Source organism: Alkalibacterium sp. AK22 (assembly GCF_000585255.1).
Taxonomy (GTDB): domain Bacteria; phylum Bacillota; class Bacilli; order Lactobacillales; family Carnobacteriaceae_A; genus Alkalibacterium.
In genome coordinates this window covers 1-26,952 of the sequence record NZ_JANL01000034.1, presented here as the reverse complement: position 1 = coordinate 26,952, position 26,952 = coordinate 1, and the positions used below count along the sequence as shown (strand labels likewise).

The following is a 26,952-nucleotide window of genomic DNA, read 5'->3' as shown; positions in this document are numbered from 1 at the left end:
ATCCTCCTTCGGTGTGGTATCACTAGATACTATCTTACTTTCTTCTTGTCTCCTGGTTCTGTATAGGCTGCATCCAGCCGCTCTTTCCTGCATACGTCGCAGCTTATCTAATCCAATCAATCTGTCAAGCTTCCAGCCAGCATGTATCGATAATGTCCACTTCATAGTTAGCCTCTATCTCTTTCATTGCCGCTTCCAGCTGCTTTCTGCAAACCGTGCGGTCACTGCCCACGACACCCAAAGCCAGAACCGTCTTGTTGTGGATATCCCAGTCATCTACCTCTGCTGTAGAAAGGTGGTGACGGTTTTGAGTTCGGTGCAGAATACTTTTCACTGTACTCCGTTTTTCCTTTAAGGAATACGTATCAAAAATTAACAGAGTCAGTTCTACCCCCATCAGGACCATCCCGTTCTCCTCCTACTAAACTTTCATAAATCGTAGCATGCTTTCTCTCGGCATGCAATAAAGCGTTTATTTTTTTGCTTTTTTCCTGCTTTTTTGAGCTCTTACTGCTCTTTCTTGATATTTTTTTCCTTTTATTCTAAATCTTTCCAGATTCTTGTGTAAATCGGGTCAGTTGTGTTGCTTTTCAATCTCAGTTTAGTTATCTTATTACTTATGTATGCATTAATTATTGATACAAGTGGGAGCTTTTTATGAAGAAACTAAATTTATTTGAATGGTCAAAAATATCTTATGTCGCCAAAGGTATCCTAGTTGGTATCTTGGTCGGCATCATCGTCAGTTTGTTCAGAGTGTCAATCGAGATTCTCTCGACAACCATGGCGGATGTGTATGCTTTTTTGCGTACTGAACCTATCTGGCTTATCGGCTGGGTTTTTGTGATCCTGCTGATGGCCTTCATTATTGCTATCATGGTCAGAGATGAGCCAGATATCAGAGGGTCAGGGATTCAGGATATCGAAGGCCAGCTGCATGGTGTTTTGAAGCTTGACTGGTTTTCCATTCTTTGGAGAAAATTTATCGGTGGCGTCCTCAGTATCGGTTCGGGACTGGCTCTGGGACGTGAAGGTCCCTCCATCCAGCTGGGTGGTGCTGTCGGACAGGGTGTCAATCATTTTATGAAAGGCAACAAATCGCAGCAGAATATCCTGATCTCCGCGGGCGCAAGTGCCGGTTTGTCGGCTGCATTCAACGCACCGGTCTCAGGAATCATGTTTATTCTGGAAGAGGTCCATCACAAGTTTTCTGGTGTGCTTCTGCTTACCGCCTTTTCCGCATCCATTACCGCCAATTTTATTGCTTATCAAATTTTCGGTGTGCAGCCGGCTCTAGATTTGGGATCCATGGCTATCTTCCCGCTTGAGCATTATGCTCACCTGGTTTTTCTGGGAATCTTTCTTGCTTTAGGCGGCTGGGCTTATCAAGAAACGCTTATGTACATGCCTGTTTTATATAAGAAACTGCCAATTCCACCTTACCTGAACGGCTTTGTCCCCTTTATTATGCTGATTCCGGTCGGCCTCTTTCTACCCAGCCTGATGGGAGGCGGTACAACGATAATCACCAATATCAGTTCCAATGGCTATACGACGGGGATTCTGATTGGTATTTTTGTTTTCCGATTTATCTACTCGCACATTTCCTACGGTTCGGGCCTGCCTGGCGGAATTTTCATCCCTGTACTTTCCCTGGGAGCTCTGCTTGGAGCGATTTACGGAAACGGAGCTCTTTGGGTAACGGGTATTGACGATATCCTGCTTCGCAGCTTTATTATCTACGCCATGGGCGGGCTGCTCACAGCGGTCACTAAAGCGCCACTGACAGCCGTGATGCTGATTACTGAAATGACTGGTAACGTCACACAGCTGATGCCATTGGCTGTTGTCTGTCTGACATCCTATGTCGTGGCTGACTTCCTCGGTTCAGATCCTGTTTATGAAGAGCTACTCCAGCAGAAGGTTCACCAGATCCCGAAAGTGTTTGAAGGAGAAGTAACTGAGTTTGAACTGTCAGTCGAGCCGGACAGTGATCTGGACGGTATGATGGCACGCTATTTGCACTTGCCTTATGGGTCGCGCCTGATCAAGGTCAAGCGTCATCAAAATGAGTTTATTCCTCATCAGGACACCGTGTTCTGGGCTGGAGATGAACTCTTCTTTACAGCCGACAGTGGCTTTGTAGCCGAGGTTAAAAAGTATTTAAATAAAATCAATTAACTGACTTTCGTATTAATAAGGAGATCTGTATGCAACAGAAACCATTTGTTGACTGGTCAAAAATCAGTTATGTTCTAAAAGGAATCCTAGTTGGGGCGGTTGCCGGTGCAGTCGTTAGTGCCTTTAGAATGTCTATTTATATCACACTGGACCTCATGCCGGCAGTCTACCGGTCTATTGCAGACAGTCCCCTGCGCATCGCGGGCTGGACTTTCGTGATGCTGTTGATTGGCTTTCTGGTGATCCTCATGGGTCGGGACGACCCGGACATTCAGGGAAACGGTGTCGCTGAGTTGAAAGGTCAGCTGCAAGGAACGCTCAGCCTAAACTGGTGGTCGATCCTCTGGCGTAAATTTATTGCGAGCACACTTGTTTTAGGAACCGGAATTCCTGTCGGTCGTGAGGGCCCGTCAATCCAGATTGGGGGAGTAGTTGGTCAGGGACTGAACAAGCTGCTGAAAGGCAACAAGTCTCAGGAAAACATTTTGATTTCCAGTGGTGCGGCTGCCGGCCTGTCTGCGGCTTTTAACGCGCCCCTGTCCGGCCTGGTCATTATTTTGGAGGAGGTCCACCACCGCTTTTCAGGTATCCTGATTCTGACTGTCTTTTCCGCTTCAGTCACAGCCAATTTTCTGGCTTTTTACATTTTCGGCTCTCAGCCAGCCTTGGCACTTGGCCGAATGGCTGAGTTTCCTTTGGAACATTATATTTATCTGGTCATCCTCGGTATCATTTTAGCCCTAACCGGTTGGATCTTTCAGAAAATGCTTTTCGTCATGCCGAGACTGTATGCGAAGATGCCGATTCCTTCCTACCTGCTCGGTTTTATTCCCTTCCTGCTGGTCATCCCGACGGGCTTGTTCTGGGGCGATATGCTTGGAGGAGGAACAGGCGTCATCAGCGAGATTGCATCTGTGCGGACAGCTACGGTCTTCCTGCTGGGTATTCTTGTCTTTCGCTTTGTAACGTTTCATATAGCATACGGTACGGGTATTCCAGGCGGCATGCTGATTCCCATGCTAACTATTGGAGCGATTCTTGGAGGTATTTTCGGTAATCTGGCCCTTGCCGGTACCGGGATGGAAGATGAATTTATCCGCAATTTTGTTATTTTTTCTATGGGTGGCTTTTTTACTGCCATTTCCAAAGCTCCCCTGACAGCCATTGTTTTGATTACGGAAATTACCGGTTCAATCACTCAGATGATGCCAATTGCTGTCGTGTGTCTAACGGCCTATATTTTTGCCGATCTGCTGGGTCTGGAACCGATTGATGAAATCACTTTGTACAATAAAACCAACCGCTTCCCGACTGTTTTTGAAGGCAAGCTGATTCATATGGATATTTTTGTCGAGCCAAACAGCTACCTAGACGGCATGCTGATGAATCATCTAGCCCTTCCCTATAACGCCAAGTGCATCCGGGTCAAGCGCCACAGCAATGAATTTATGCCTCACCGTGATACAGTCCTTTTGCCAGGAGATGAAATACAAATCGCCTGTGATCAGGGCTTTGTTGCGCAAGTCAAAAAATATATCGATAAGCTGAACTGATTTGGCCAAATGTAGATAGCAGCCTTTTGAAGAGTAGCCACTCGCAACTTTTCAAAAGGCTGTTTAGTTTCTGTATTTTCCTTGCCCGTTTAGCGAACGCTGTGCCTAATTTTTTCAGTATATTTCAGGAGCAGTTGGCATAGCCTCTTGACTCCAGTGTCACTACAGGGCTCTTTTAGTATTTAACCAGCCAATAGCTCGGTTCTTATAGATTTTTTGCTATCATTAATTCTCATATATGGTAAAATTAAGCAGTCTTAAAGATGCACAATAGGTGCTTACTATGCAAAGGAGATTTGAAATGAATTATTTTTGGATGGCTGTAAAAGGAATTTTTATTGGGATCTCTAACATCATTCCCGGGGTATCTGGGGGGACCATGGCAGTATCTTTTGGTATTTACGATGATGTGATTCATGCCTTCACACATATACGAAAAGAACCGAAAGCCAGCCTCAAAATACTGATCCCTCTGATTGTCGGCGCATTGGCTGGAGTCGCTGGTTTTTCCATTGTGATTGAATGGCTGCTCGACAGCTATCCTTTATATACCACCTTTGCCTTTGTCGGCCTGATCCTCGGTGGCTTGCCGATACTGAACAAGGCATTTACTAAAAGCTTAAAGGCCGAAAACAAAACAATCGGACCGGTACATATCGGACTGGCTTTAGTCTTCTTCCTGATTGTAGCCTGGATGGGGGTAGCTGAAGTGGCCGGCGGAGGCGTTCAGACTGTCTCACTTGGTGCCGGTCCTCTGATGGCCCTGTTTCTGGTCGGCGTGATTGCTGCTGCAGCCATGGTTATTCCAGGCGTCAGTGGCTCCCTGCTGATGCTGATCATCGGCTACTACCATGCCGTGATATATACAATCAACGGTTTCACAGAGTCGCTTCGGACCTTTGATATGGATGCTTTAATTCCCTTTACTATTCTGCTCATAGCATATGCCGCAGGTATGGTCGTCGGCATCATCCTGATTAGCAAGCTGATTGACTATTTCTTTAAAACACAGCCTGGCTACACTTATGCCGGGATCCTTGGGCTGGTCATGGCCTCACCCATTGCCGTCATCTCCAACACTCAAGCCCTGGCTCACACTCAGCTAACAGGTGCTGGAATTATCCGGTTGTTGATTGCCCTCTTGCTCGCAGTCGGCTGCTACGCCATGACTTATGGTTTAGGGCGTACAAAAGATTCTACAGAGGCCATTCCCCAAGAATCCAAGCCGATTTCTAATCAGTAAAAAAAGCTCCCCCTGACCGTTTTTTCAGTTGACGGTCAGGGGGAGCTTTACATATACAGCTGCTTTCAGTTTTTATTTAGCTGCAAGTGGCGTCTGATGACTTTTTCAGTCTCATGATCATAGGCCACAAAAAGAATGGTCTTGATTGTTGACGGGCCATTTTCCTTGAAGGCCTGCGCCGTCTTTACCGCAATCCGAGCAGCTTCTTCCATAGGATAACCGTAAATGCCGGTACTGATGGCTGGAAAGGCAATCGACTCCAGCTGATACTTGTGAGCAAGTTGGAGACTGTTCCAGTAGCATGCCCTTAACTTGTCTGCTTCACCCTGTCTGCCATCCTTGAAAACCGGTCCAACCGTGTGGATAACGTATTTGGCCGGTAGGTCGAATCCTTTAGTCAGCTTGGCTTCACCCGTTGCTGCCCCATTCAGTTTTCTGCACGCTTCCTTTAGTTCAGGTCCCGCTGCCCGGTGGATTGCCCCGTCAACACCTCCGCCTCCCATCAGGCTCTTGTTGGCTGCATTAACAATGACATCGATCTCCAGTTCAGTAATATCTCCTTTAACCACTTCTATCTTCATCCTCAGTCACCCCTTTTTTTGTTCAAGTGTTTTCTCCTTTTAAGGGTAAGCTTCCGGCTAACATTAAGCAATCAATACGCTCCTTGTCCCCTTGTCTTCACCTATGAACAGCAAAGTCGCCCTTATTCACTGGCCTGTTGAGGTATTCAAGGCTACAGCATTCAACTGCCGGTGAATGTTTTAAATAGGCTTCATTACCAAAGAACCAAATCCTCAGAAAAGAACAAGGAGGCAAACTGGTCTTGTGAGGCGTATACAAGAGAAACGAAAAAACGTGGAGTCTTGTTGAAAAAGTAGAAAAAAAGCCTCTCCGTTTTGACCGGAGAGGCCGATAACCTGTCTGTTTATTCCACAGGTTTCTGGTGCTCGGTGGTATCCACTTTTTTACCAAAAACAAAGACGATTCCGATAACGACTACTGAAGCTAGGGGCAGTACGATAAAGACGTTCAGACCGAAGGCAGTCGGCAAGTAGCCGAAAAATACCGATACGATGGCTATGGCGACGGCATAAGGCAGCTGGGTCTTGACGTGATCCAGCAGGTTGGAACCGGCTCCCATCGATGACAGGATTGTTGTATCAGAAATCGGTGATGAGTGGTCCCCGAAGATTGCACCCGTTAGAACAGCTCCCGCAGACATGACCACAAAGTCCGCATTTTCAGGCTGCATGGCTACAGCCAGCGGGATGGCTAAGGGCATCAGGATCCCCATTGTCCCGTAGGATGTACCTGTTGCAAAGGAAATAACGGCTCCAAGCAGGAATATCACTGTCGGCAGCAGGATCGGCGGCATGCGGTCACTCAGGAGGGAGACCAGGTAATCTGCTGTTCCCAGCTCACCCATGACTCCGGACAGAGACCAGGCTAGCAGCAGGATCACACCGGTGATCATCAGGGTTTTCATGCCTGTGACCCAAATGTCTATCCCTTTACCGAATGTGAAGTGTCCCTGAACGACGCCCATAATCAAGGCAATAATGCTGGCGACCAGTGCAGACTGGAAGAGCACAACCGACGCATCCGACGCGCCGAAGGTTTCACGCAGGGCCACAAATGAGAACGGTGCAGCCTGGATAGCCTGAATCAGAGAGTCGTTGTCGCCCGCCATGATGGCCTGACGGCCGTTGGTATAGAAGCCAATAAAGCTGAACAGAATCAGGGCGCCGATTGGTAGCAGAGCACTCCAGACAGACGGCTTACCTTTGGCAATGACTTCCAGCTCTTCTTCCTGGCTTTCAGCGGAAGACCCGTGGGCAATCAGCTGGTGCGTATCCCGTGCCCGTTCCTGAGCTTTTTTCATAGATCCGAATTCTCTCAAAGTGATTGATGTCACAACAACAAAGAGCAGCATCAGAATATTGTAAAAGCGGTAAGGAATGGTCTGCAAGAAGACCCCGTAGGCATTGACGTTTTGTCCGATCGACTGGTAGGCGTCATTAATCAGGCCGACTTCATAGCCGATCCAGGTCGAAATCAGAGCAATTCCAGCAATCGGAGCCGCCGTTGCATCGATGACAAAAGCCAGTCGTTCTCTAGAAATTTTCATCTTGTCCGATACGGGACGCATGATGGGACCGACGATCAGCGCATTGGCATAGTCATCAAAAAAGATCAGCAACCCCAGAGCCCACGTCACCAGCTGGGTACTAACCGGTCCTTTGGCTCGCTTGGCCAGAGCTTCTGCAATTGCACGGGCGCCTCCGGAACTTGTGATCAAAGCAATCAGTCCGCCAATAACGAGGACCTGGAGAATGATCCCGGCGTTCCAGGGGTCGGACAGGGATTCTAGAATGTAGTCGACGATGTCTGTAAAGCCGAATATCAGCCCGCCAAGAATATTGGCCCCTTGCGCATATTGAGCAATGATTGTGCCTGAAAAAATACCAATAAATAATGACAAAACCACGTTTTTTGTGATAAAAGCCAAAACGATGGCTACCAGTGGCGGGATCAGCGTGACCGGCCCCAGTGTTGATGATAAATTGCCGTTGGAACCTGCAGCGAAAGCCGGACTGGGAATAAATGTCAGCAGTCCAATCAGCAGAAACCATTGTAGTTTTCTTTGCATAATGATTCTCCATTTCCTCTTTTTTTGTATAGAAAAAAGCACCCAGACACACACAGTCCCAGATGCTTACACATAGATCAGGATAGTGCTCCACGAAATCGTGACAGTCCCATGCCTTTTAAACACGGGCCCAGAACAGTCCGCTGACAACGGACCGCCCTTCGGCAAAGAACCCTTTCCCGGTTCGTCTTCGGATGTCCTCCTCGAAACCGGTACTCTTTTTCTTCGCGCCTCTATCTGTTAAATTTTCACAACTTTTTACATCATACACCTTTTCCGGACAGATTTCAAGGTATGGATTGGAAATCCCGCCCGTTAGTTTGGTTTCTGCTTATCTCGTTAGTGTGTGCTTTATTTCTGCACCCTTCCTGATTGGTTTAGCCGGCTGACGATGCTGCTTTTCGCCTTTATTTGCCTGGATAGAGTCGCTGTCGGATGGGTTGGGTTGGGTTGGGTCAGCTCATCCCTCTTTTGTTGCTTGAATGGTCTCGCTATGGATTTGGCGGGCCAGCTCGCTGCTGTTTCCTCCGTGAGTTTGCACGCTACAGTATTTCCGGCACCACTCGTCGCTCTTTTGCTGCTTGAGTTGTCTCGCTTCAGGCTAGCGGGCTAGCTCGCTGCTTTTTATCTCCTGAGTTCATCCGCAATTCTTTATTTGACATAGTCCCAGCAGGCTAGACGTTCTTTAAAATGACGCAAGGTAGAAAAAAAGCTGGGAATCTTTCCCAGCTTTCCACTTTATTTTTAAAAGGCTTTGGTCAGTCCGCCATCCACAAGAAGGGTCTGACCCGTGATGTAAGTATTCACTCCGGAGACCAGGAAAGCAGCCATCTTGGCGAATTCCTTCAGCTCACCGTAACGGCCGGCCGGAATCTGCTTCTTGATTGCTTCCTGGGCTTCTTCAACAGAAATGCCCTGCTTTTCAGCCCGCTTGGCGTCCAGTTCTTTTAGACGATCTGTTTCAATTCTTCCGGCTCCGATTGTATTAACCATAATACCGTCAGCTGCCAGTTCCTGAGACAAGCTCTTCGATAGTCCCTGAACACCCATCCGGAAAACGTTGGACAGCAGGAGTCCGTCGATGGGCTGCTTGACTGAGGAGGAGGTATTATTGAGGATATGTCCTCCATTCTCCTTAAGATCCGGCAGGACTGCACGGACTGCGCGGATATAGCTGAGCAAAGTCAATTCAAAAGCTTTCTGCCAGTCTGAGTCAGACATGTCGTCGAAGCTTCCAGCTTGCGGGCCGCCGGTATTGTTAACCAGGATATCGATCTTGCCGAATGTTTTTCGGGTAACGTCCACCAAGTCATTGATGCTGCCCGCGTCCGTAACGTCAGCTACCATGTAGTCGACTTTTCCTTTGGCCATTTGTTCGATTTCTTTCTTGGCCTGTACCAGCTTGTCTTTGTTGCGGCTGGTCAGCATTACATTGGCACCTTCCAAAGCCAGTTCTTTGGCAATGGCCTTTCCCAGGCCAGAGCTGGATGCCAGCACTAGTGCTGTCTTGTCATTTAATTGAAGATCCATAATTTCCTCCTTGCAAAAAACAGGCCTTAAATTTTCATTTAACGACCTGTCTTTCAATTTAATGGGTAGTCATCTCAGTATAGCATAAGGGTTCCACTCATGCTGACCTTGACCTTTTGGCTAGTGCTCTGTGAACTTAACCAGGAACTTGTTATCTACAGCCCGGAGCCTATCTCTTCAGTTCAGCAGAGTTGCGCTGAAACGTCACGACCGGCTTGCGGGCGGCAGTGACCTCATCCAGACGTCGGACGGCTTTGGTATACGGCGCACCGGTAACGATTTCCGGATCATTTTCAGCATCCTTAGCGATTTCGATCATGGCATCGGCAAAGGCATCGAGTTCTTCCTTGGCCTCTGTTTCGGTCGGTTCAATCATCAGACATTCCTCGACAATCAGCGGGAAGTAGACTGTCGGAGCGTAAAAGCCGTAATCCAGCAAACGCTTGGCAATGTCGAGCGTTCGGACCCCCTGCTTTTTCTGACGCATCCCGCTAAGAACAAACTCGTGCTTACAGTGGTCCTGATACGGCGTGTCATAGTAAGGAGCCAGTCGAGCTTTGAGGTAGTTGGCGTGCAGCACGGCATCTTCTGATACCTGCTGCAGTCCTTCTGCTCCCATGGAACGGATGTAGGAATAGGCTCTGACATTCACTCCAAAGTTACCAAAGTAGCCTTTGACCCTTCCAATTGCCTGAGGATGGTCACGGCTGACCGTGAAGCCCTCAGCTGTTTTTTCGATACGCGGTGACGGGAGAAAAGCCTTCAGGTAATCTTTCACGCCGATCGGTCCTGAGCCGGGTCCCCCGCCACCGTGCGGGGTGCTGAAGGACTTGTGCAGGTTCAGGTGCACTACGTCAAAGCCCATTTCCCCAGGTGTCGATTTACCAAGGATGGCATTGGCGTTGGCGCCATCATAATAAAGCAGGCCGCCCGCTTCGTGAACGATTTCGGCAATTTCCACGATATCGACTTCAAATAGACCCAGTGTGTTAGGATTTGTCAGCATCAGGCCGGCTGTATCCGGGCCAACGGCAGCCTTGAGGGCTTCTATTCCGACCCGTCCGTGCTCATTGGATTTGATTTCTACAACATCATAGCCGGCCACAACGGCACTAGCCGGGTTGGTTCCGTGCGCAGAATCCGGCACCAGAATCTTGCGCCTTTTATCGCCTTCACCGTTTGCTTGATGATAGGCCTTGAAGATTAAAAGACCGGCCCATTCTCCTTGGGCACCGGCTGCCGGTTGGAGGGAGATGGCATCCATTCCTGTGACTTCTTTAAGGTTCTCTTCCAGCCGGTGCATTAGCTCAAAAGCTCCTTGCGCAGTCTGTTCAGGCTGGAGTGGATGGATATGGGCAAAACCACTGTAGCGGGCAATATCTTCGTTAATTTTAGGATTATACTTCATTGTGCAGGATCCGAGCGGATAAAAGCCGGTCTCGATCCCAAAATTTTTATTTGACAAACCGGTATAGTGACGCATGATCTGCAGCTCAGACAGTTCCGGCAGTTCGGCCGGTTCTTCTCTGACTAAATGAGCCGGTAAGATATCAGCGACGGCTGTCTGATCTACTTCGGTTTCCGGCAGGCTGTATCCTTTACGCCCAGGCTTGGAAATTTCAAAAAGCAGGCTGTTGTATGTTGTCATTTACTTGTCCTCCCCTGTCAGCAGTGAGACGAGCTTGTCCATCTCTTCCTTGGTCCGTTTTTCAGTTGCACACAGCAGCATCGCATTAGTCCAGCCCAGTTCTTCTGAGACATCCAGGCCGGCTACAATGCCTTCTTCAAGGAGCTGTTCGGTTATTTCCGCTACCGGGCGGTCAAGCTGGACGACAAACTCATTGAAAAAGTCATCTTCTGACAGGACCGTCAGTCCTTTTTGCTTCAGCTGATTTTTCAGGTAATGAGCATGACTAATGTTCTGGGCCGCCATTTCCTGGACACCGACTTTACCAAGTGCGGCCAGAAAAACAGAGGTGGCCAGGGCAAAGAGCGCCTGGTTGGAACTCATGTTGGACGTTGCTTTCTCCCGTCTGATGTGCTGTTCCCGGGTCTGCAGAGTCATGACAAAGCCGCGCTGGCCGTCTGCATCCACCGTCTGACCGACGATTCGGCTCGGGATCTTTCGCATGTATTTTTTCTTCACCGCAAAGTAGCCGCAGTGCGGGCCGCCAAAGCTCATCGGCAGGCCAAACGGCTGGGTATCGCCGACCACGATGTCCGCACCCAGTTTCCCGGGAGATTCAAGCACGCCCAGGGACAGCGGATTGGACATGACGATCAGCAGACCTTTGGATGCTTCCATAAGGGCATTTATCTCCTTAAGGTCCTCTACTGTCCCAAAGAAATTTGGATACTGGATAATGACTGCTGCTGTCTCGTCTGAAATACCGGCTTTTAAAGCCTCCATATCGGTCCGGGTCCCGTTCAGTCCAATTTCATTGACTGAATATTCCATGCCGTATGCATAGGTCCCGATCACTTCCTTAGCCTGCGGATGCAGTGCTTTGGAATAAAGGATTTCCTGTTTTTTTGTAGCGGATACAGCCAGGTTGCAGGCTTCTCCCAGTGAAGTAAAACCGTCGTAGAGGCTTGAGTTGGCCACATCCATGCCTGTCAGCTCACACATCATCGTCTGGAATTCAAAGAGAGCCTGGAGTTCACCCTGGCTGGCCTCCGGCTGGTAAGGCGTATAGGCCGTCATGAACTCTGATCTTAATATAACGTGGTTAACGATGCTCGGTGCATAATGGTCATAAACACCGGCCCCAAGAAAGTAAGCATGGGAATCGGTGGTCACATTCTGGCCGGCTAGTTCTTTCATCTGTCTGACGAGCGCCTGTTCACTCAGGGGGTCTTCCAGAGCAATCGCCTTGTCCTTGGTCGCACGGGTGGATTCAGGTATATCCTTAAAGAGATCCTTGATTGATGAGACACCAATAGTATCAAGCATCTCCCTGCGGTCCTGTTCAGTAGTCGGTAGATAGCGGTGTTGTTTAGTCAAAAAGGCCACTCCTTTTATTTGGATAGTATCAAAAAAGAGCAGAAAGAAGCGTATCATTAGCATACGCTTCTTTCTGCATATGTTTACAGGCTGGAAACGTAGTCGTCGTAGGCACCGGCATCCATTAGACCGGAAACATCTATATCTGCTGACACGTTCAGCTCAATCAGCCAGCCGTCTTCAAACGGGGATTCATTCAGTTTTTCTGGTTCATCTTCCAGGGCATCGTTCACTCTGGCTACTGCCCCGCCTACTGGAGCATAGATTTCTGAAGTTGACTTGACGGATTCAACAGTCGCAAATTCGTCGCCGGCTCCCAAGTCCGTGTCTGCTTCCGGCAATTCCACAAAAACAATATCTCCTAGCTGCTCAACGGCATAGTCTGATATTCCGATGCGCACGAGTGTATCATTGACAATCTCAACCCATTCGTGTTCTTCGGTAAAATATAGCTTGGCTTTATCTGTCATATCATTTCCTGCTTTCTCTTTTAAGTTGTTTTAGTCATGTGGTTGGTCAGTGACGGCCTTAAAACATGTCAGACCTTGAGAAACGTTTTTTTAACTAGTTTAGCCGGGATTTGCTTTTTCCTGACCTGAATCAAGACAGTCTCCCCCAGCCTAGCAGCCTCTTTTTTCATGCGCAAAAAGCCAATACTCTTGCTTAAAGTTGGAGACTGGGTCCCGGACGTAACGACACCAATCTCTTCTCCAGCTTCGCTGAAAACAGGGTAACCTTCCCTAGCAATCCCCCGCTCGGTAAGTTCAAAGCCTCTGGAGAGGTATTCTACACCAACTGCTTTTTGTTTTTCCAAAGCTTTCTGTCCGACAAAAGGAACTTCCTTGTCCCATTTGACTGCAAATCTCAGGCCCGCTTCCAGTGGCGTCACTGACTCGCTCAAATCATGTCCATAAAGAGGCATGCCGGCTTCCAGACGCAAGGTATCCCGCGCACCCAAACCACATTCCTGAATCTGATAAGCTTCTCCCGCTTTCAGCAGAGCCAGCCAGAGTTTTTCAGTCTGATCCCAACTGATATAGCACTCAAAGCCGTCTTCTCCGGTATAGCCTGTACGGGAAACCAGTACATTTTTAAAATCAGCAGTATTTATTTCTGCCTGAAAATGATAATTTTTCAGCTCTCTGATTGACTCACCAAACACTTCTGCCGCTACAGCTTCAGCCTTAGGACCTTGAAGAGCAATCAGCCCTGTTTCCAGTGACTGGTCCGAAATGTCGACCGAGCCATCCTGATGCTTTAAAAACCAGTCTCTGATTTTGCCTGTATTGGATGCATTGGGTGTTACTAAAAAGTCTTGTTCGCTGCGCTTGAAAATGATGACATCATCCAAAATGCCTCCTGCTTCATTGGTAATAAGCGTATAAAGCGCCTGACCGTTTGTGATGGCTGACAAGTCATTGGTAATCAAACGATTCAGCCAGCCGGTTGCCTGCTCGCCTTTGACGTCGATTTCCCCCATATGAGAGACATCAAACAGTCCTGCATGTTCTCTAACTGCATGGTGCTCTTCTATCAGTTTCGTAAACTGGATCGGTAGGGCCCAGGACCCAAAATCCACGAGCTTGACTCCTTTGTCTGTATAGTAGTCGAACAGAGGTGTCCGTTTTAGTTGTACTGTTTCTTTCGCCAATGCCATCCCTCCACTGCTTCTTTTGTACTGTTCACCAGCACGTTTCCCCTACATTCTAACATGATTTAATTCGTTATCAAACAGTTAAAATCATCAAAACGCACAAAGAATCCGTTTACATTTTTATATAACGAATGATTTAATAATATTAAGGTTAAAACGTTCGTGTGGTAGCGCTCCTTATTCATTTCCTTTCTTTCCAGCGTCATTTTTCTCATTCAAAGACGCATATGCTATACTTGAAGCACAACCCTTAAGGAGGAATTTCATGAACACTCACATTTCAGACTTTACTTTTCACAATCCCGTCAAAGTGGTCTTCGGGAAACAGAAAATCGAACAATTAGGCACACATATCCCTTCCGATAAGAAAGTTCTCATCTTATATGGAGGCGGAAGTGTCAAGCGTTTCGGTACGTTCGACCGGGTCAAAGATGCCTTGAAAGACCGCTCGATCGGAGAATTTGGTGGTATTGAAGCTAATCCGACATTTGAAACATGCATGAAAGCTGTTGAGAAAATCAAGGCAGAAGACTATAACTACCTGCTGGCCGTCGGAGGCGGTTCGGTTATTGATGCAGCCAAGTTTATTGCGGCGGCTGCCGAATTTAACGGTGACCCGATTGATATCTTCGGCAAAGGTATCGGAGCCGGCAAGCCCATCGAGTCCGCCCTTCCATTTGGAACGATTTTGACCCTGCCGGCCACCGGTTCAGAAATGAACTCCGGCTCTGTCATTTCCTTTAAAGAGAAAAAGTCCAAAGTCGGCTTCGGCAGTCCAAAAGTGTATCCCCAGTTCTCTATCCTGGAACCTGAGCTGACCTATTCCCTCCCCAAGCGCCAGCTAGCGAATGGAGTCATGGATGCCTTTACCCATATTCTGGAGCAGTACCTTACGTATCCAGTGGGCGGTATGGTGCAGGATGAAATGGCAGAAGGTCTCTTGCGCATACTGATTAAGATTGGACCTGATGTGACCGATGAACGCCGTCTGGATTACAACCTCAGGGCCAACTTTATGTGGACGGCGACTATGGCCTTGAATCGCCTGCTGTCAGTTGGTGTACCGGGAGACTGGTCTACACATGCTCTGGGACACGAACTCACAGCTTTGAATGGAACAGACCATGCCCGTACCCTGTCCGCTTTGATGCCGTCAGTTATGACTGTGCGTAAGCTTAAAAAATGGGACAAACTGGTTCAGTACGCTGAGAATGTCTGGGGCATCACTGAGGGAACAGAAGAAGAAAAAATCGATGCAGCCATCCTGAAGACGATTATCTTCTTCAAATCTATCGACATGCCAGTGAACCTTAAAGAAATCGGTGTGACAGAAGCAGACATCGATACGCTGATCAACCAGCTCGAAAAACATGGTAATGTAAGTATTTCCGAAAGAGGAGACCAGACACTCGACGTTTCCAGAGAAATCTACTTGCACGCGCTTCACACTGCTTACTAATCTGACTGAAGATAAATAGGAGTGAACACATAAATGATGCGGATCCCGGTGTAGAAAAAATGCAGGAAATCAGCCGGATGCTACTGAGAAATGATGGTATCGCTTCTGTCGACTGACTTCACTTCTAAAAAACAGTTAACAATATTAATCCATAGATGTAAAAAACCGCCTGCTCGGATGTAGGCGGTTTTTCTCTTTTGTTTACTTGATGTTTGAATTGAATTGAGAATCGTCTCATGGCGATTTTTACTTTGCAGCCTACTCAGTTAAAGATGCCTTTAAACTAGACCTCACTGCTGTTTGCCGTTTATAATTCTCTGCTTTTGTTGAGTTGACGTGCCAGCACACCAGCCGGCCAACTCGACAACCTTTTTCCTCTTGAGTCAGCTCACTAGCACGTTAGCGGGCCAGCTTGCCTACCTTTTACCTCTTAAGTTGGCTCGCTGCCTCTTCCTAACCTCTTCTCATAGCCTTCCAAAAATAAAAAGAAGAGCCAGCGGACTCTTCTTTCCCTATTCTTCTTACCTTTTACTTGATCAGTTCATAAATCGCTTCGGCGTAGATTGCCATCGCGTTCATCAGGTCGTCTACGGCCATGAATTCATTGGCCTGGTGCATTGTGTCCACGCTGTCCGGGAACATCGCGCCATAAGCCACTCCACGCTCCATTAGACGGCCGTAGGTTCCGCCGCCGATGACCATTTCGTGTGCCTCCAGCCCGGTCTGACGGTGGTAGACGTCAAGCAGAGTTGTGACCAGCGGATCATTGGCCGGCACATAATGCGGCTCCTTACCTTCTGATCGGGACAAGGTCACAGCGTACTGGGACAGTTTCTTCTCGAAAGTGCTGAAAATTTCATCTTCTGTCGTTCCTTGAGGATAGCGCATATTGACCGTAATTTTGCCGCTTTCTCCCGCTTTGTAGGAGAAGACGCCCGGGTTGGAGGTCAGCTCGCCCATCACTGCATCGACATGGTCAACCCCCATTTTCTTGCCTTCCGGATCGTCATGCAAGTACAGCGCAATGATTTCCAGGAAAGCTTTGGCATCCTTGCCGAAAGAGAAGTCGCTCAGGAAGCGTGCCAGATAAGTGGCCGCGTTGACTCCACTTGCCGGCTTGCTTCCGTGAGCCGCCTGACCGGTGAATTCCAGTGTCACTCTGTTTCCGTCAACAGCTGCTACCCCTTTGACCGGCAGGCCATTCAGGAAGCTGTCCAGGGCACCTTGAATCACTTCCGGCTGGCTGCTTTGAACGACAGCTACCGCATCCTGAGGTACCATATTGGCTCTCAAGCCGGATTCAAACTGAACCAGTTCATTGTCAGCTCCGCTGCCGTCAGCCTGCGTTTCAATGAAGACCGTTGTGTTTCCTTTTTCTCCATTGATAATCGGGAAGGTCGCATCCGGTGAAAAGCCAAAATCCGGCTCAGGTTCAGTTTCCAGATAATGCTTGATGCCTTTCCATTCACTTTCTTCATCCGTTCCGATTATGAAGCGGACCTTTTTCGATACTGGCAGATCCAGTTCCTTGATCATTTTAATTGCATAGTAAGCGGCTACTCCAGGACCCTTGTCGTCACTTGATCCGCGCGCATACAGACGTCCGTCCTTGATGACCGGTTCAAAAGGATCCGTATCCCAGCCTGTTCCAGTCGGCACAACGTCCACGTGAGCGAGCACACCCATCAGTTCATCTCCATCACCATATTCGATATGGCCGGCCCAGTTGTCGACATTTTTAGTCACAAAGCCGTCTCGGTCGCCAATCTTGAGAAAAGCTTCCAGCGCCTCTTTCGGACCCGGCCCCACCGGTGCATCCGCCGTCGCCTTGTCATCATCACGCACACTGTCGATTTTCAGCAGGTCGAACAAATCACTCAGGAAATCTTCCTTGCGCTTCGCCGCTTCCGCTTTCCAGTCAATCTTATGTTCTGTCATCTTCTAATTCCTCCTAAACAAAGTCGTGTCTCTTTATCTATTTTATCATTAATCGCTTTAAACTCCAATCAAAGAAAGGCGGCTCCTGCTTTGTGACACCTGATTCAAGCTGACGACAGCGTTGCTTCTGTCCACTCATACACCCAGACCCTTTTAATCCCCCGGCTCACGCTAGGCAGCCAGTCCGCCCTTTTTTCCAGACGGTGTTATGGCGTGACTGTTTTCTTGGGAAGGAGTAAACTGAGTGAAAGGAGGGTTTTCGATGGATAAGATTACCCGGGAAAAAGTCGAGGGCTTTATTCCCAAGCGGAAAAAAGAAAGCTACAAAGGCACTTATGGACGGGTGCTGTTTGTCGGAGGCAATCAGCAGATGGGCGGGGCGATCATCCTGTCAGCCTCGGCCGGTGTGTATAGCGGGGCCGGTCTGGTGACTGTGGCGACTGACCTTAGCAACCAGTCCGCTCTGCATGCCCGTCTGCCGGAAGCCATGTTTCTGTCCATGCACGATTTAAAGAAGCTGAAGGAAACGGTCGATACGATGGATGTCATCGTAGTAGGTCCCGGACTAGGACGGGATGAGCGGTCGCTTGAAGTTCTGAAAGCTGTCTATGCATCCGTTGAAGAGGATCAGATCCTGCTTCTGGACGGGGATGCCATATATCTTCATGTAAACGAGGATCTGCCCAAGCCCCAGGCTCAGCTAGTCTTTACACCTCATCTGGGAGAGTGGCGGACTTTGACCGGGCTGTCCATAGATGAGCAGTATCTGGAGACCAATCATGCCAAAGCCCGAGAACTGGAGGCGATTGTGGTTCTTAAAAAAAGCCGTACGGAAGTTTACTATGGTGATGAAATCTGGCAGAATACTGCCGGTAATCCCGCCATGGCTACCGGTGGCATGGGAGACACCCTGGCAGGTATGACAGCCGGCTTCCTGGCGCAATTCAGCAATCAGAAGCATGCTGTTTTGTCCGCCGTCTTCCTACACAGCTATATCGCCGATGAACTGGCAAGGAATCAGTACGTTACCCTGCCTACCGACATCATCCGCCAGATTCCCTTTACGATGAAGGAATTCACCAGGCGCTCAAGCCGGCTGAGTTTTATCTAGAACCAGCTCAGTTGATCCTGTTTTAAAGGAGTTGTCATCCGGCAGACGGCACGGTACAATAAAGGATAGCAAGTAACAAGCGAAGGACTGTGAACGATGAAAACGAATATTTGGATCAACTGCCTCTGGGTCTTCCTGCTGGGCTTCTTACTGATGATAATGGATCTGCAGCTGCTGTACTTTTTTGGCATTGCCGGCTTCTTCCTCTTCTCTATCTGGTCGATGCCCCAGGCCAGCACCCATGTGACTCATGAGGAACATGAACAGGACAAGAAAAAAATGCGCTGGACGATGGCTTTGGCATTTACCTATATCGCTGCCGGTTTTGCTGCCTTGATCCTGAGTACCTTCTTTATGTAAGCAAAAGAGTCTGAACGTTTTCCCCAAGGGAATCGTTCAGACTCTTTTGCTTATGTGCGGCTCTATGATCAGTTCCTGAGGCTTCAGGCTTCTTTCAGCTGCCTGATTTCTTCTTTAGTTAATTCGCGATAAGTTCCCAGTTCCAGCTTATCATCCAGTTCCAACGGTCCCATTGACAGGCGCTTGAGGTAGACAACTTCCTTGCCGACTGACTGCATCATTCGCTTGACCTGATGAAATTTACCTTCCCTGATTGTCAGTCTGATCTCAGACAGCTGCCTTTCCTCATCGATGCTGACGATTTCAAGGTCAGCTGGCAGTGTGTGATAGTCGTCATCGAGGGTGACGCCTTCTTTGAAAGCGTCTACGTCTGCTTCTGTTACAACTCCTTCAACCTTGGCATAGTAAAGTTTGTCGACATGCTTTTTGGGAGACAGCAGGCGGTGTGTCAGCTTGCCGTCATTAGTCAGGATCAAAAGTCCTTCCGTATCGATATCGAGTCTTCCGACCGGGTGCGGCTCCTGCAGACTGTCCTGCATTTCAAGCAAGTCCAGGACTGTCTCGTGCATCAGATCTTCAGTTGCACTGATGACACCCTGAGGCTTGTTCATCATAAAATAAACAAATTCCTGATAATCCAGAGGCTCTCCTCCAACAGAGACCTGATCCTGGTCAGGTTCAACATGGACCTTCGGATCCGTCACGACTTCCCCATTGACTTTTACAATCTTAGTCTTCATCAGTTTCTTGACTTCTTTTCTTGTCCCCAGCCCGCTATGCGCGAGCAGTTTATCTAATCTCATACAAACACCTTTCATTACACATATTTTTGTAAAAACCGCCCTTTTCAGCCACAAACAGGACTGAAAGGGCGGTCAGTAAAAGAATCAGCTCATTCTCAATTTTCGCCGGACACGATTGGCCTGAGACCCGATCAACCGGTCAGCAAGTTTCGTTTTTAAAGATAAATAGCCGTAAATAGCCATGCCTACCGCTGCCAGTATCATCAGACTGATGAGTGAATGCAACGGGATCTGGAAATTGAATATCATCCCAAGACCCAGCTTGGCAGCAAAGGTTCCTAACCCCATCACCAAAGACAGGATCAGAATCAGAAGCGACCGTCTAAACAGCCTTTTTGCCGAATAGTGTGTGTGCTTATGCATGATTCGCATCATCAGGAAACAGCTGACGCCAAAGCCGGCAATGGCCGACAGCAGCATACCGTAAGGACCCGTTAGCCCGACAAAGACAACTTGTGTGACTAGCTTAACGATAAGACCGATAAATAAAGCTTTGATAGCGGGCCGCGTCAAATTCGCTGCCTGCAGCATATTACCCAGGACTGCATACAAGGCCACAAAAATACTCATGATGGCCGAAACCTGAGTAATGCCTGTACCCAACGGGTTATGACCGTAAAAAATCGTGTACAGCGGTTCAGCTACGACGGCCATACCAATCGCCGCTGGGAACATAGCAAACAGCAGCAGCTGAATGCCTTTGGAAAACTGCCTTCTGACTTCATTCATATTATTTTTGGCAATCAGGTCACTGATTAATGGAACAGATGCAATCGACATCGCTGTCCCGAAGGACGTCAGCACCATAATCAGCTTATGCGCATTGGCCTGAGTGATCCCGTAAGTCTGCTCGATCATCCCCTCATCCATATCAGAAAACAGATTCATCAGCGGACCGTAAGTCAGCTGGTCTACAATCTGGAACACAATAATCCCTGTTGCGATTACAATAAAGGGGATCGATGTCTTGATGATGTTGACAATCAGTTCGTTGGGCGATACCGACACTTCGCCTTTGCTCTCAGATGGGTCAAAATTAAATGCTGTCTTCATTCTCTTCAGTGTATAGCCAAGGTATATCAGGGAAAAGACAGCTCCGATAAAGGCAGCAAAAGTCGAAAAGGCTACAGCTGTAACAACTTCTCCCCCGTATACCTGACGAATCAAGTACACTGTGGAAAGCAGGAAGATGATCCGCGACAGCTGCTCCAAAATCTGGGAGATCGCGGACGGCGCCATAGTATTATGCCCCTGAATAAAGCCCCTGGTCACACTTTGCGCCGGAATGATCAGCAAAGCCGGCGTCAACGCCCGCATGACCAGCACCGCTTCACCGGCATTAGCTGAAGGACTGGCTTCAGCCAGAACCGGAGCGATGATGAACATCACCACTGCTGACAAGACGCCAGTGAAGGCCATGATTTTCAGACCTTGTTTGTAAATCGACTTGGATACTTCATACTCTCCCAAAGCATTATAATAGCTGACTTGCTTGGAAATCGCGCTGGGCACTCCTGCTGTTGCCAGCGCTAGAAAGAAACCATATGGTGTATACCCCATCTGATAAAGCGCGTTAGCGGCATCTCCCGGACCCTGACCTCCCATCCAGGCGAACCAGGGGATGATGTATAGTGCGCCGAGAATCCTTGACACCATACTACCGGCTGTCATCCAGGCCGTCCCACTGACCATTTTCTGATCATGGGACCGTTTGTCTGTCATTGTTTTTGGTGATTCCACGTCCATTTTGTACCCTCTTTTCACATGATGCCTACTGACTAGTTGCTGCAGGCTAAAATGCTCAATTTATTTTCACAGAAAAAAGGAGCCTGATGCTCCTTTTATCGCAGACTCTATTTTACTGCTTTATATTTCCTGGTGCAATCTTTTCACAGGATAATTTGTCAATTGTCTATGGATTGACAAATTACTGTCTTATACTTCGTCCGACAGCTGCTGACTAGCAAATGACCGGTAAATGTTATGTGAATCCATCAGTTCCTGGTGTGTTCCTTTACCGGTCAGTCTTCCTTGTTCTACAAAGAGAATAATGTCCGCATCTACAATCGTGCTGAGACGGTGGGCAATGACAAAGGTCGTCCGGCCCTCCATCAGATTATTCAGTGCCTGAGACACTTTTTTCTCTGAACGGCTGTCCAGATTAGCTGTTGCTTCATCCATCATCAACACTTTCGGGTCTCTTAAAAAGGCCCTAGCGATATTGATTCGCTGCCGCTGACCGCCAGAAAGTTTTACTCCACGTTCCCCAATCACTTCATCCAGCTGATCGGGAAGGCCGGCAACAAATTCTTTGGCATAAGCCATCTCCAATACTTCCCATAGTCGCTCATCCGGTATCTTATCGGCCGCCGGCAAACCATAGCAGATATTGGAACGGATTGTGCCCGACATCATGGCATTTTCCTGCGAGACATAACCAATCTGCTTTCTCCAGGAAGACAAAGCAATACCTTCTATAGATTGATTCCCTAGTCGAATCTCTCCGCTGTCCGGTGTATAAAAACGTTCCAGCAGAGCAAACAAGGTAGATTTCCCCCCACCACTGGGACCGGCAAAAGCCACTTTTTCACCTGGCCTTGCCTCAAAAGATATATTCCGGATCACTTCCTGGTTTTTTGCGTAGCCGAAACTGACCTGGTCAAATATAATCGGTTGACCGGACAAGGATGCATCCTGACCTTGCTGCTTGACTTCCTCCTCTTCTTTAAGAATCGAAGAAATGCGGTCAGTTGCCCCGGCTGCCTTCTGCATCTGCATAAAGAAGTTCATGAATACTGTGATGGGAAAAGTGATCTGAAACAGATACAGTAAAAAAGCAACCAGCTGGCCAGTCGACATTTCTCCCTGCGCAACCCTCACCCCTCCGTATCCAATCACAAAGACAATTACCCCGAGCATCATGGAATAGATAAGCGGCCCAATAATGGCCATGTATTTTCCTTCCCTAAGACCCAGGCGGTACAAGCGGGCAATGTCTTCCTCGCCCCGTTCTTTTTCAAACTGCTCAGCCGTCGATGATTTCATCAACCGGATCTCAGCAATGGTCTGTTGGATTTTACCAGAAAATGCTGCCGTTTCATCCTGCATTTCACGCGAAACCAAAGAGATTCGTCTACCCAAGGGGCGTGTCAGGGCGAAAGCCAGGGGGACAGCCGTCAGCATCACCACAGTCATCTGCCAGTCCATCAGAACTAGGATAATGACGATACCGCTTAAGGACAGGATCCCATTAATAAACTGGGGGAAAAAGGACGAGATCAAATTCTGGACGATTGTTGTATCATTGGTGATCCGGCTTACAACTTCTCCGGATGCGTGCCGGTCAAAGAAATCAACTGGCAGTCTGATAACTTTTTCCCATAAAAAGCGTCTGAGACCCGCAACAACTTTCTGCCCGATTTTATGCAGTACATAATTTGAAAAGCCGTTGAATACGACTTGTACGATAAATATGCCCAAAATCAGTATGGCCATCCAGGGAGTAAATTGGTCGAATGCAATCCCGTCAATGAAGCGCTGCGTAATCAGCGGAATAGCCAGTTGTGTCGCTGTAGTGAGCAGACTGCCGGTCAGTCCTACAGCAATCAGCGCTTTTGATATATTGGTAGACCAAACCAGTTCCACAAACTGCTTCAGGTCCTGCTTAGTCGGTGTTTTCAAGCCTTCCTGCTTTTTCATTTCTTTTCCTCACTTTATGCTGGATAAAAAAGGGAAGAACATGGCCTCCCCTTTTTCTATCCTCTATTTAATTGGCAACAATATTGACCAGCTTACCGGGAACCACAATCACTTTACGGACCGTTTTTCCTTCCAACATTTCCTGGATCTTGCCGTCTTGCATAGCCATTTCCTGAAGCGCATCTTTTGACACGGACTTGGATGCCTGAGCCCGGGCACGAACCTTGCCATTAACCTGGAAAACAACCTCCACTTCATCTGTGACCAGCTTGGTTTCATCATAAGTTGGCCAGCTTTCATAAGCCAAACTCAGTCCCGACTGAATGATCAGACTCCACAATTCTTCAGATACATGGGGGGCAATCGGGGCCAGCAGCTGGATAAAGCCTTTCACGTATTCCAGCGGCAGTCCATCGGCCTTGTAGGCTGCATTGACAAAGACCATCAGCTGCGAAATAGCTGTATTAAACTGCAGGTTATCGTAGTCTTCCGTCACTTTTTTGACGGTCTGGTGGTAGACGACTTCCAAGGACTTGTCGTTGTAGGTCGTGATGCGGTCTCTTACCCGACCGTTTTCATCGATAAACAGACGCCATACCCGGTCCAAAAACTTGCGCGAGCCTTCCAGGCCGTCTTCGCTCCAGGCAATTGCCGCATCCAGCGGGCCCATAAACATTTCATATAAACGCAAAGTATCCGCCCCGTAAGCTTCCACGACCACATCCGGATTAACTACATTGCCTTTGGACTTGGACATTTTCTCATTATTTTCGCCCAGGATCATGCCCTGATTATAAAGCTTTTCAAACGGTTCCTTTGTCGGCACGATTCCCAGATCGTACAGGAATTTATGCCAGAAACGGGCATACAAGAGATGTAGTACAGCGTGTTCGGCTCCACCGATATACAGATCGACCGGCAGCCATTTCTTGATTTTTTCCGGATCTGCCAACTGATCAGGGTTATGCGGATCGATAAAGCGCAGGAAGTACCAGGAGCTGCCTGCCCACTGTGGCATCGTATTGGTATCCCGCTTGCCTTTCAGGCCAGTTTTTTCATCCACGACATTAACCCATTCGTCAATGATCGCCAGTGGTGATTCTCCAGTGCCGGATGGTTTGATTTCTTTTGTTTTCGGCAGAGTAACCGGCAGTTCCTCTTCCGGAACGGTCGAAGTCGTGCCGTCTTCCCAGTGAATAACCGGGATTGGTTCGCCCCAGTAACGCTGTCTGGCAAACAGCCAGTCTCTCAAACGGTAAGTTGTCTTCTGACTTCCAAGCTGCTTTTCTTCAAGGAAAGAAATAATTTTATCAGTCGCTTCTTTTTGATTCAGACCGTTAATAAAATCTGAATTGATGTGCAGACCATCACCTGTGTAGGCCTCCTCATCCGTGTCCCCCCCCTCGATGACTGGGCGGATTTCAAGGTCGTATTTTTGGGCAAATTCATAGTCGCGCTCGTCATGCGCCGGCACTGCCATGATTGAACCCGTACCGTAGGAAGCAAGAACATAGTCGGCAATCCAGATCGGCATTGTTTCATCAGTGACAGGATTGACTGCATACGCGCCTGTAAAGACTCCGGTTTTGTTTTTGTTTAAGTCAGTTCGTTCCAGATCAGATTTCAGATTGGCTTCTTTGCGGTAAGCTTCTACTGCTTCTGCTTGCTCTGGTGTGGTGATCTGATCGACCAGATCGGATTCTGGCGCCAGTACGGCGTAGGTTGCGCCGAACAGCGTGTCCGGACGCGTAGTAAAGACATCAAAGGTGTGCTCGGAATCTTTAACCTTAAAGGTAATTTCCGCTCCTTCTGATTTGCCGATCCAGTTTCTTTGCATGTCTTTGATATGTTCAGGCCAGTTGACTTCTTCCAAGTCATCAAGCAGGCGGTCCGCGTAAGCCGTAATTTTCAGCATCCACTGTTTCATTGGCTTGCGGTAGACCGGATGTCCGCCACGCTCTGATTTCCCGTCGATGACTTCTTCATTAGCCAATACTGTGCCTAATGCCGGACACCAGTTGACTGGAACTTCTGCTTCATATGCCAGGTCCTTTTCTACCAGCTTCGTAAAAATCCACTGAGTCCATTTGTAATAGTCAGGGTCCGTTGTATTAATTTCTTTTTCCCAGTCATAACTGAAACCAAGCGATTTGATTTGACGCTTAAATGTCTGGATATTCTGCTCAGTAAATTCTGCCGGATCGTTCCCGGTATCCAGTGCATACTGCTCAGCCGGCAAGCCAAACGCATCCCACCCCATCGGGTGCAAGACGTTATAGCCTTGAGCCCGTTTCATTCGTGATACGATATCTGTTGCCGTATACCCTTCTGGATGACCTACGTGCAGACCTTGACCGGATGGATAAGGAAACATGTCCAGTGCATAAAAATACTCCTTATCTTCCTCTTCTGTCGTTTTAAACGTCTGGTGTTTATCCCAGAAGTCCTGCCACTTTTTTTCTATTGTTTTATGATCAAACGTCATTATCCTAACACTCCTTTTATATTAAAAAACCCTACAGACAACAGTTTCCTGTCGTCCATAGGGCGTTATTCATCGCGGTACCACCTAAGTTCACTGCCGACCTTCATAAAAAAAGGCGACAGCCTCTTCTCTTTAACGTGGAGAACGGCTAACGGTACTTTAATTCCCGAAAGCAACTTGCAGGCGAGTTCAGCTAACTTTTTGTGTATTTCCACCACCCATACACTCTCTAGAAAAAAGTCTGACCTAATACTCCTGCGCACTGTATTGTTTTTTCTTCTATTCTTGTTCATTTTACCAGAGCCAGACCCCTTCTGCAATACTGCAGTCAAAAGCGTATCAGCAACTACTGCAAAGCCTTGGTCCTTTGTACTGCTTCTGTTTACTGTGGGAGCTGCAGCTGCTGATTCACAAATATCAGGTCGGTCGACAAACTATTCACTGTCATCAATTCACGGGCTGTCGTGTTGAAGCGTCTGGCTAGATGAGAGAGTGTGTCGCCGGGCTGAACAGTGTAGCTGGTTACTTTTATTGTATTATCAACCGGTTTTTGATCCGCTTTTTGAATACTCAGTCTCTGGTTGACGAAAATGATGTCACTGGAAAGCTGATTCCACTCTTTCAGTTCATTCACTGTCACACTCAGGGAACGCGCTATACCACTTAGCGTATCCCCAGCTTTAACCGTGTAGGCGGACGCTCTAGACTCTTGGGCAGGCTGCTGTACAGGTCTAACCGCTTCCTGAACTGGTTTACCTGTTACTGGCGCCGCAACTGTGCCATTAACTTTCAATGACTGGCCGATAAAGATCCGGTCGCTGCTCAAGTTGTTCAAAGCCAGCAGGCTCGATACGGTTGTTCCGTTGTCGCGGGCTCTATACGGTTGTTCCGTTGTCGCGGGCGATTCTACTCAGCGTGTCGCCGGAGCGTACGGTATATACCGACTCTTTCACTTCAGGCTGGCTTGTTTCTGGCGCCGCAACTGTGCCGTTAACTTTCAATGACTGGCCGATAAAAATCCGGTCGCTGCTCAAGTTGTTTAAAGCCAACAGGCTCGATACGGTTGTTCCGTTGTCGCGGGCGATTCTACTCAATGTGTCACCGGAGCGTACGGTATATACCGACTCTTTCACTTCAGGCTGGCCTGTTTCTGGCGCCGCAACTGTGCTGTTAACTTTCAATGACTGGCCGATAAAGATCCGGTCGCTGCTCAAGTTGTTCAAAGCCAGCAGGCTCGATACGGTTGTTCCGTTGTCGCGGGCGATTCTACTCAGCGTGTCGC

Annotated in this window: 21 protein-coding genes, 1 riboswitch and 1 other annotated feature; of the genes, 6 read left to right on the top strand and 15 right to left on the bottom strand. The window is 48.3% G+C overall.

Annotated elements, in window-relative coordinates; genetic code table 11:
* Positions 1-124 precede the first annotated feature (124 nt).
* Positions 125-406, bottom strand: a complete 282-nt coding sequence (locus ADIAL_RS07100) for a DUF503 domain-containing protein (RefSeq protein ID WP_034301885.1) — start codon at positions 404-406, stop codon at positions 125-127.
* Between the two features lie 251 nt (positions 407-657).
* Between ADIAL_RS07100 and ADIAL_RS07095 the strand changes: the two genes are divergently transcribed.
* The 3 genes from ADIAL_RS07095 to ADIAL_RS07085 all read left to right on the top strand — a co-directional run bounded on the left by ADIAL_RS07095 (position 658) and on the right by ADIAL_RS07085 (position 4,977).
* Positions 658-2,181, top strand: a complete 1,524-nt coding sequence (locus ADIAL_RS07095) for a ClC family H(+)/Cl(-) exchange transporter (protein WP_034301883.1) — start codon at positions 658-660, stop codon at positions 2,179-2,181.
* Between the two features lie 29 nt (positions 2,182-2,210).
* Positions 2,211-3,734 carry a ClC family H(+)/Cl(-) exchange transporter gene (locus tag ADIAL_RS07090; RefSeq protein ID WP_034301881.1) on the top strand — a complete coding sequence of 508 codons (1,524 nt, stop codon included), beginning with the start codon at positions 2,211-2,213 and terminating at the stop codon, positions 3,732-3,734.
* 301 nt (positions 3,735-4,035) lie between these two features.
* Complete coding sequence (locus ADIAL_RS07085) at positions 4,036-4,977, top strand: DUF368 domain-containing protein (RefSeq protein ID WP_051503797.1); 942 nt, start codon at positions 4,036-4,038, stop codon at positions 4,975-4,977.
* A gap of 65 nt (positions 4,978-5,042) precedes the next feature.
* Here the strand turns inward: ADIAL_RS07085 and ADIAL_RS07080 are convergent, their stop codons facing one another.
* The 7 genes from ADIAL_RS07080 to gcvT all read right to left on the bottom strand — a co-directional run bounded on the left by ADIAL_RS07080 (position 5,043) and on the right by gcvT (position 13,812).
* Positions 5,043-5,558 carry an O-acetyl-ADP-ribose deacetylase gene (locus ADIAL_RS07080; RefSeq protein WP_034301879.1) on the bottom strand — a complete coding sequence of 172 codons (516 nt, stop codon included), beginning with the start codon at positions 5,556-5,558 and terminating at the stop codon, positions 5,043-5,045.
* Positions 5,559-5,902: 344 nt separating this feature from the next.
* On the bottom strand, positions 5,903-7,627 hold the full coding sequence (locus tag ADIAL_RS07075) for a Na+/H+ antiporter NhaC family protein (protein ID WP_034301877.1): 1,725 nt from the start codon (positions 7,625-7,627) through the stop codon (positions 5,903-5,905).
* Between the two features lie 75 nt (positions 7,628-7,702).
* Positions 7,703-7,871: riboswitch (Lysine riboswitch) on the bottom strand.
* A 500-nt stretch (positions 7,872-8,371) separates the two neighbouring features.
* Entirely contained in the window at positions 8,372-9,157 is a 786-nt protein-coding gene (locus tag ADIAL_RS07070; protein ID WP_034301875.1) for an SDR family oxidoreductase, read from the bottom strand.
* A 169-nt stretch (positions 9,158-9,326) separates the two neighbouring features.
* Entirely contained in the window at positions 9,327-10,805 is a 1,479-nt protein-coding gene (gene gcvPB / locus ADIAL_RS07065) for an aminomethyl-transferring glycine dehydrogenase subunit GcvPB (protein WP_034301873.1), read from the bottom strand.
* Positions 10,806-12,161: an aminomethyl-transferring glycine dehydrogenase subunit GcvPA gene (gcvPA, locus tag ADIAL_RS07060; protein ID WP_034301912.1), complete on the bottom strand. Its 1,356-nt coding sequence runs from the start codon at positions 12,159-12,161 to the stop codon at positions 10,806-10,808.
* Positions 12,162-12,244: 83 nt separating this feature from the next.
* Positions 12,245-12,631 (bottom strand): glycine cleavage system protein GcvH, encoded by a 387-nt coding sequence (gcvH, locus tag ADIAL_RS07055; RefSeq protein ID WP_034301871.1) that lies wholly within the window; start codon positions 12,629-12,631, stop codon positions 12,245-12,247.
* Between the two features lie 68 nt (positions 12,632-12,699).
* Positions 12,700-13,812: a glycine cleavage system aminomethyltransferase GcvT gene (gene gcvT, locus ADIAL_RS07050; protein WP_231492118.1), complete on the bottom strand. Its 1,113-nt coding sequence runs from the start codon at positions 13,810-13,812 to the stop codon at positions 12,700-12,702.
* Between the two features lie 268 nt (positions 13,813-14,080).
* On the opposite strand from gcvT, the gene ADIAL_RS07045 reads away from it, so the two are divergent.
* Positions 14,081-15,274, top strand: coding sequence for an iron-containing alcohol dehydrogenase (locus ADIAL_RS07045; protein WP_034301868.1), 1,194 nt, complete (start codon positions 14,081-14,083; stop codon positions 15,272-15,274).
* Positions 15,275-15,802: 528 nt separating this feature from the next.
* Here the strand turns inward: ADIAL_RS07045 and pepV are convergent.
* Positions 15,803-17,212, bottom strand: coding sequence for a dipeptidase PepV (gene pepV, locus ADIAL_RS07040; protein ID WP_034301865.1), 1,410 nt, complete (start codon positions 17,210-17,212; stop codon positions 15,803-15,805).
* A gap of 262 nt (positions 17,213-17,474) precedes the next feature.
* Between pepV and ADIAL_RS07035 the strand changes: the two genes are divergently transcribed.
* Positions 17,475-18,323, top strand: coding sequence for an NAD(P)H-hydrate dehydratase (locus ADIAL_RS07035; RefSeq protein ID WP_034301863.1), 849 nt, complete (start codon positions 17,475-17,477; stop codon positions 18,321-18,323).
* 96 nt (positions 18,324-18,419) lie between these two features.
* On the top strand, positions 18,420-18,683 hold the full coding sequence (locus ADIAL_RS07030) for a hypothetical protein (RefSeq protein ID WP_034301861.1): 264 nt from the start codon (positions 18,420-18,422) through the stop codon (positions 18,681-18,683).
* Positions 18,684-18,766: 83 nt separating this feature from the next.
* On the opposite strand, the gene ADIAL_RS07025 is transcribed toward ADIAL_RS07030, so the two are convergent.
* From ADIAL_RS07025 to ADIAL_RS06995, 6 genes are all read right to left on the bottom strand, one after another.
* On the bottom strand, positions 18,767-19,486 hold the full coding sequence (locus ADIAL_RS07025; protein WP_034301858.1) for a pseudouridine synthase: 720 nt from the start codon (positions 19,484-19,486) through the stop codon (positions 18,767-18,769).
* A gap of 84 nt (positions 19,487-19,570) precedes the next feature.
* Positions 19,571-21,232 (bottom strand): putative polysaccharide biosynthesis protein, encoded by a 1,662-nt coding sequence (locus ADIAL_RS07020; RefSeq protein WP_034301857.1) that lies wholly within the window; start codon positions 21,230-21,232, stop codon positions 19,571-19,573.
* Positions 21,233-21,421: 189 nt separating this feature from the next.
* Complete coding sequence (locus ADIAL_RS07015) at positions 21,422-23,185, bottom strand: ABC transporter ATP-binding protein (RefSeq protein WP_081757740.1); 1,764 nt, start codon at positions 23,183-23,185, stop codon at positions 21,422-21,424.
* Between the two features lie 67 nt (positions 23,186-23,252).
* Positions 23,253-25,670, bottom strand: a complete 2,418-nt coding sequence (gene leuS / locus ADIAL_RS07010; protein WP_034301856.1) for a leucine--tRNA ligase — start codon at positions 25,668-25,670, stop codon at positions 23,253-23,255.
* 55 nt (positions 25,671-25,725) lie between these two features.
* Positions 25,726-25,942, bottom strand: a binding site (T-box leader).
* Positions 25,943-26,052: 110 nt separating this feature from the next.
* The gene (locus ADIAL_RS07000; RefSeq protein ID WP_081757738.1) at positions 26,053-26,505 is read right to left on the bottom strand and encodes a LysM peptidoglycan-binding domain-containing protein; all 453 of its coding nucleotides are present in this window, start codon (positions 26,503-26,505) and stop codon (positions 26,053-26,055) included.
* A 40-nt stretch (positions 26,506-26,545) separates the two neighbouring features.
* Positions 26,546-26,952 (bottom strand): LysM peptidoglycan-binding domain-containing protein (locus ADIAL_RS06995; RefSeq protein WP_034301854.1); only part of this gene is annotated, 407 nt, incomplete at its 5' end.

Excerpts from the sequence above, each read along its gene's own strand:
- ADIAL_RS07045 (WP_034301868.1), top strand. The coding sequence starts at position 14,081 with ATGAACACTCACATTTCAGACTTTACTTTTCACAATCCCGTCAAAGTG.
- ADIAL_RS07090 (WP_034301881.1), top strand. The coding sequence starts at position 2,211 with ATGCAACAGAAACCATTTGTTGACTGGTCAAAAATCAGTTATGTTCTA.
- ADIAL_RS07035 (WP_034301863.1), top strand. The coding sequence starts at position 17,475 with ATGGATAAGATTACCCGGGAAAAAGTCGAGGGCTTTATTCCCAAGCGG.
- gcvH (WP_034301871.1), bottom strand. The coding sequence starts at position 12,631 with ATGACAGATAAAGCCAAGCTATATTTTACCGAAGAACACGAATGGGTT.
- ADIAL_RS07100 (WP_034301885.1), bottom strand. The coding sequence starts at position 406 with ATGGTCCTGATGGGGGTAGAACTGACTCTGTTAATTTTTGATACGTAT.
- gcvPB (WP_034301873.1), bottom strand. The coding sequence starts at position 10,805 with ATGACAACATACAACAGCCTGCTTTTTGAAATTTCCAAGCCTGGGCGT.
- ADIAL_RS07030 (WP_034301861.1), top strand. The coding sequence starts at position 18,420 with ATGAAAACGAATATTTGGATCAACTGCCTCTGGGTCTTCCTGCTGGGC.
- ADIAL_RS07085 (WP_051503797.1), top strand. The coding sequence starts at position 4,036 with ATGAATTATTTTTGGATGGCTGTAAAAGGAATTTTTATTGGGATCTCT.
- ADIAL_RS07070 (WP_034301875.1), bottom strand. The coding sequence starts at position 9,157 with ATGGATCTTCAATTAAATGACAAGACAGCACTAGTGCTGGCATCCAGC.
- ADIAL_RS07015 (WP_081757740.1), bottom strand. The coding sequence starts at position 23,185 with ATGAAAAAGCAGGAAGGCTTGAAAACACCGACTAAGCAGGACCTGAAG.
- leuS (WP_034301856.1), bottom strand. The coding sequence starts at position 25,670 with ATGACGTTTGATCATAAAACAATAGAAAAAAAGTGGCAGGACTTCTGG.
- ADIAL_RS07075 (WP_034301877.1), bottom strand. The coding sequence starts at position 7,627 with ATGCAAAGAAAACTACAATGGTTTCTGCTGATTGGACTGCTGACATTT.
- ADIAL_RS07020 (WP_034301857.1), bottom strand. The coding sequence starts at position 21,232 with ATGGACGTGGAATCACCAAAAACAATGACAGACAAACGGTCCCATGAT.
- ADIAL_RS07025 (WP_034301858.1), bottom strand. The coding sequence starts at position 19,486 with ATGAGATTAGATAAACTGCTCGCGCATAGCGGGCTGGGGACAAGAAAA.
- ADIAL_RS07095 (WP_034301883.1), top strand. The coding sequence starts at position 658 with ATGAAGAAACTAAATTTATTTGAATGGTCAAAAATATCTTATGTCGCC.
- ADIAL_RS07080 (WP_034301879.1), bottom strand. The coding sequence starts at position 5,558 with ATGAAGATAGAAGTGGTTAAAGGAGATATTACTGAACTGGAGATCGAT.
- pepV (WP_034301865.1), bottom strand. The coding sequence starts at position 17,212 with ATGACAGAACATAAGATTGACTGGAAAGCGGAAGCGGCGAAGCGCAAG.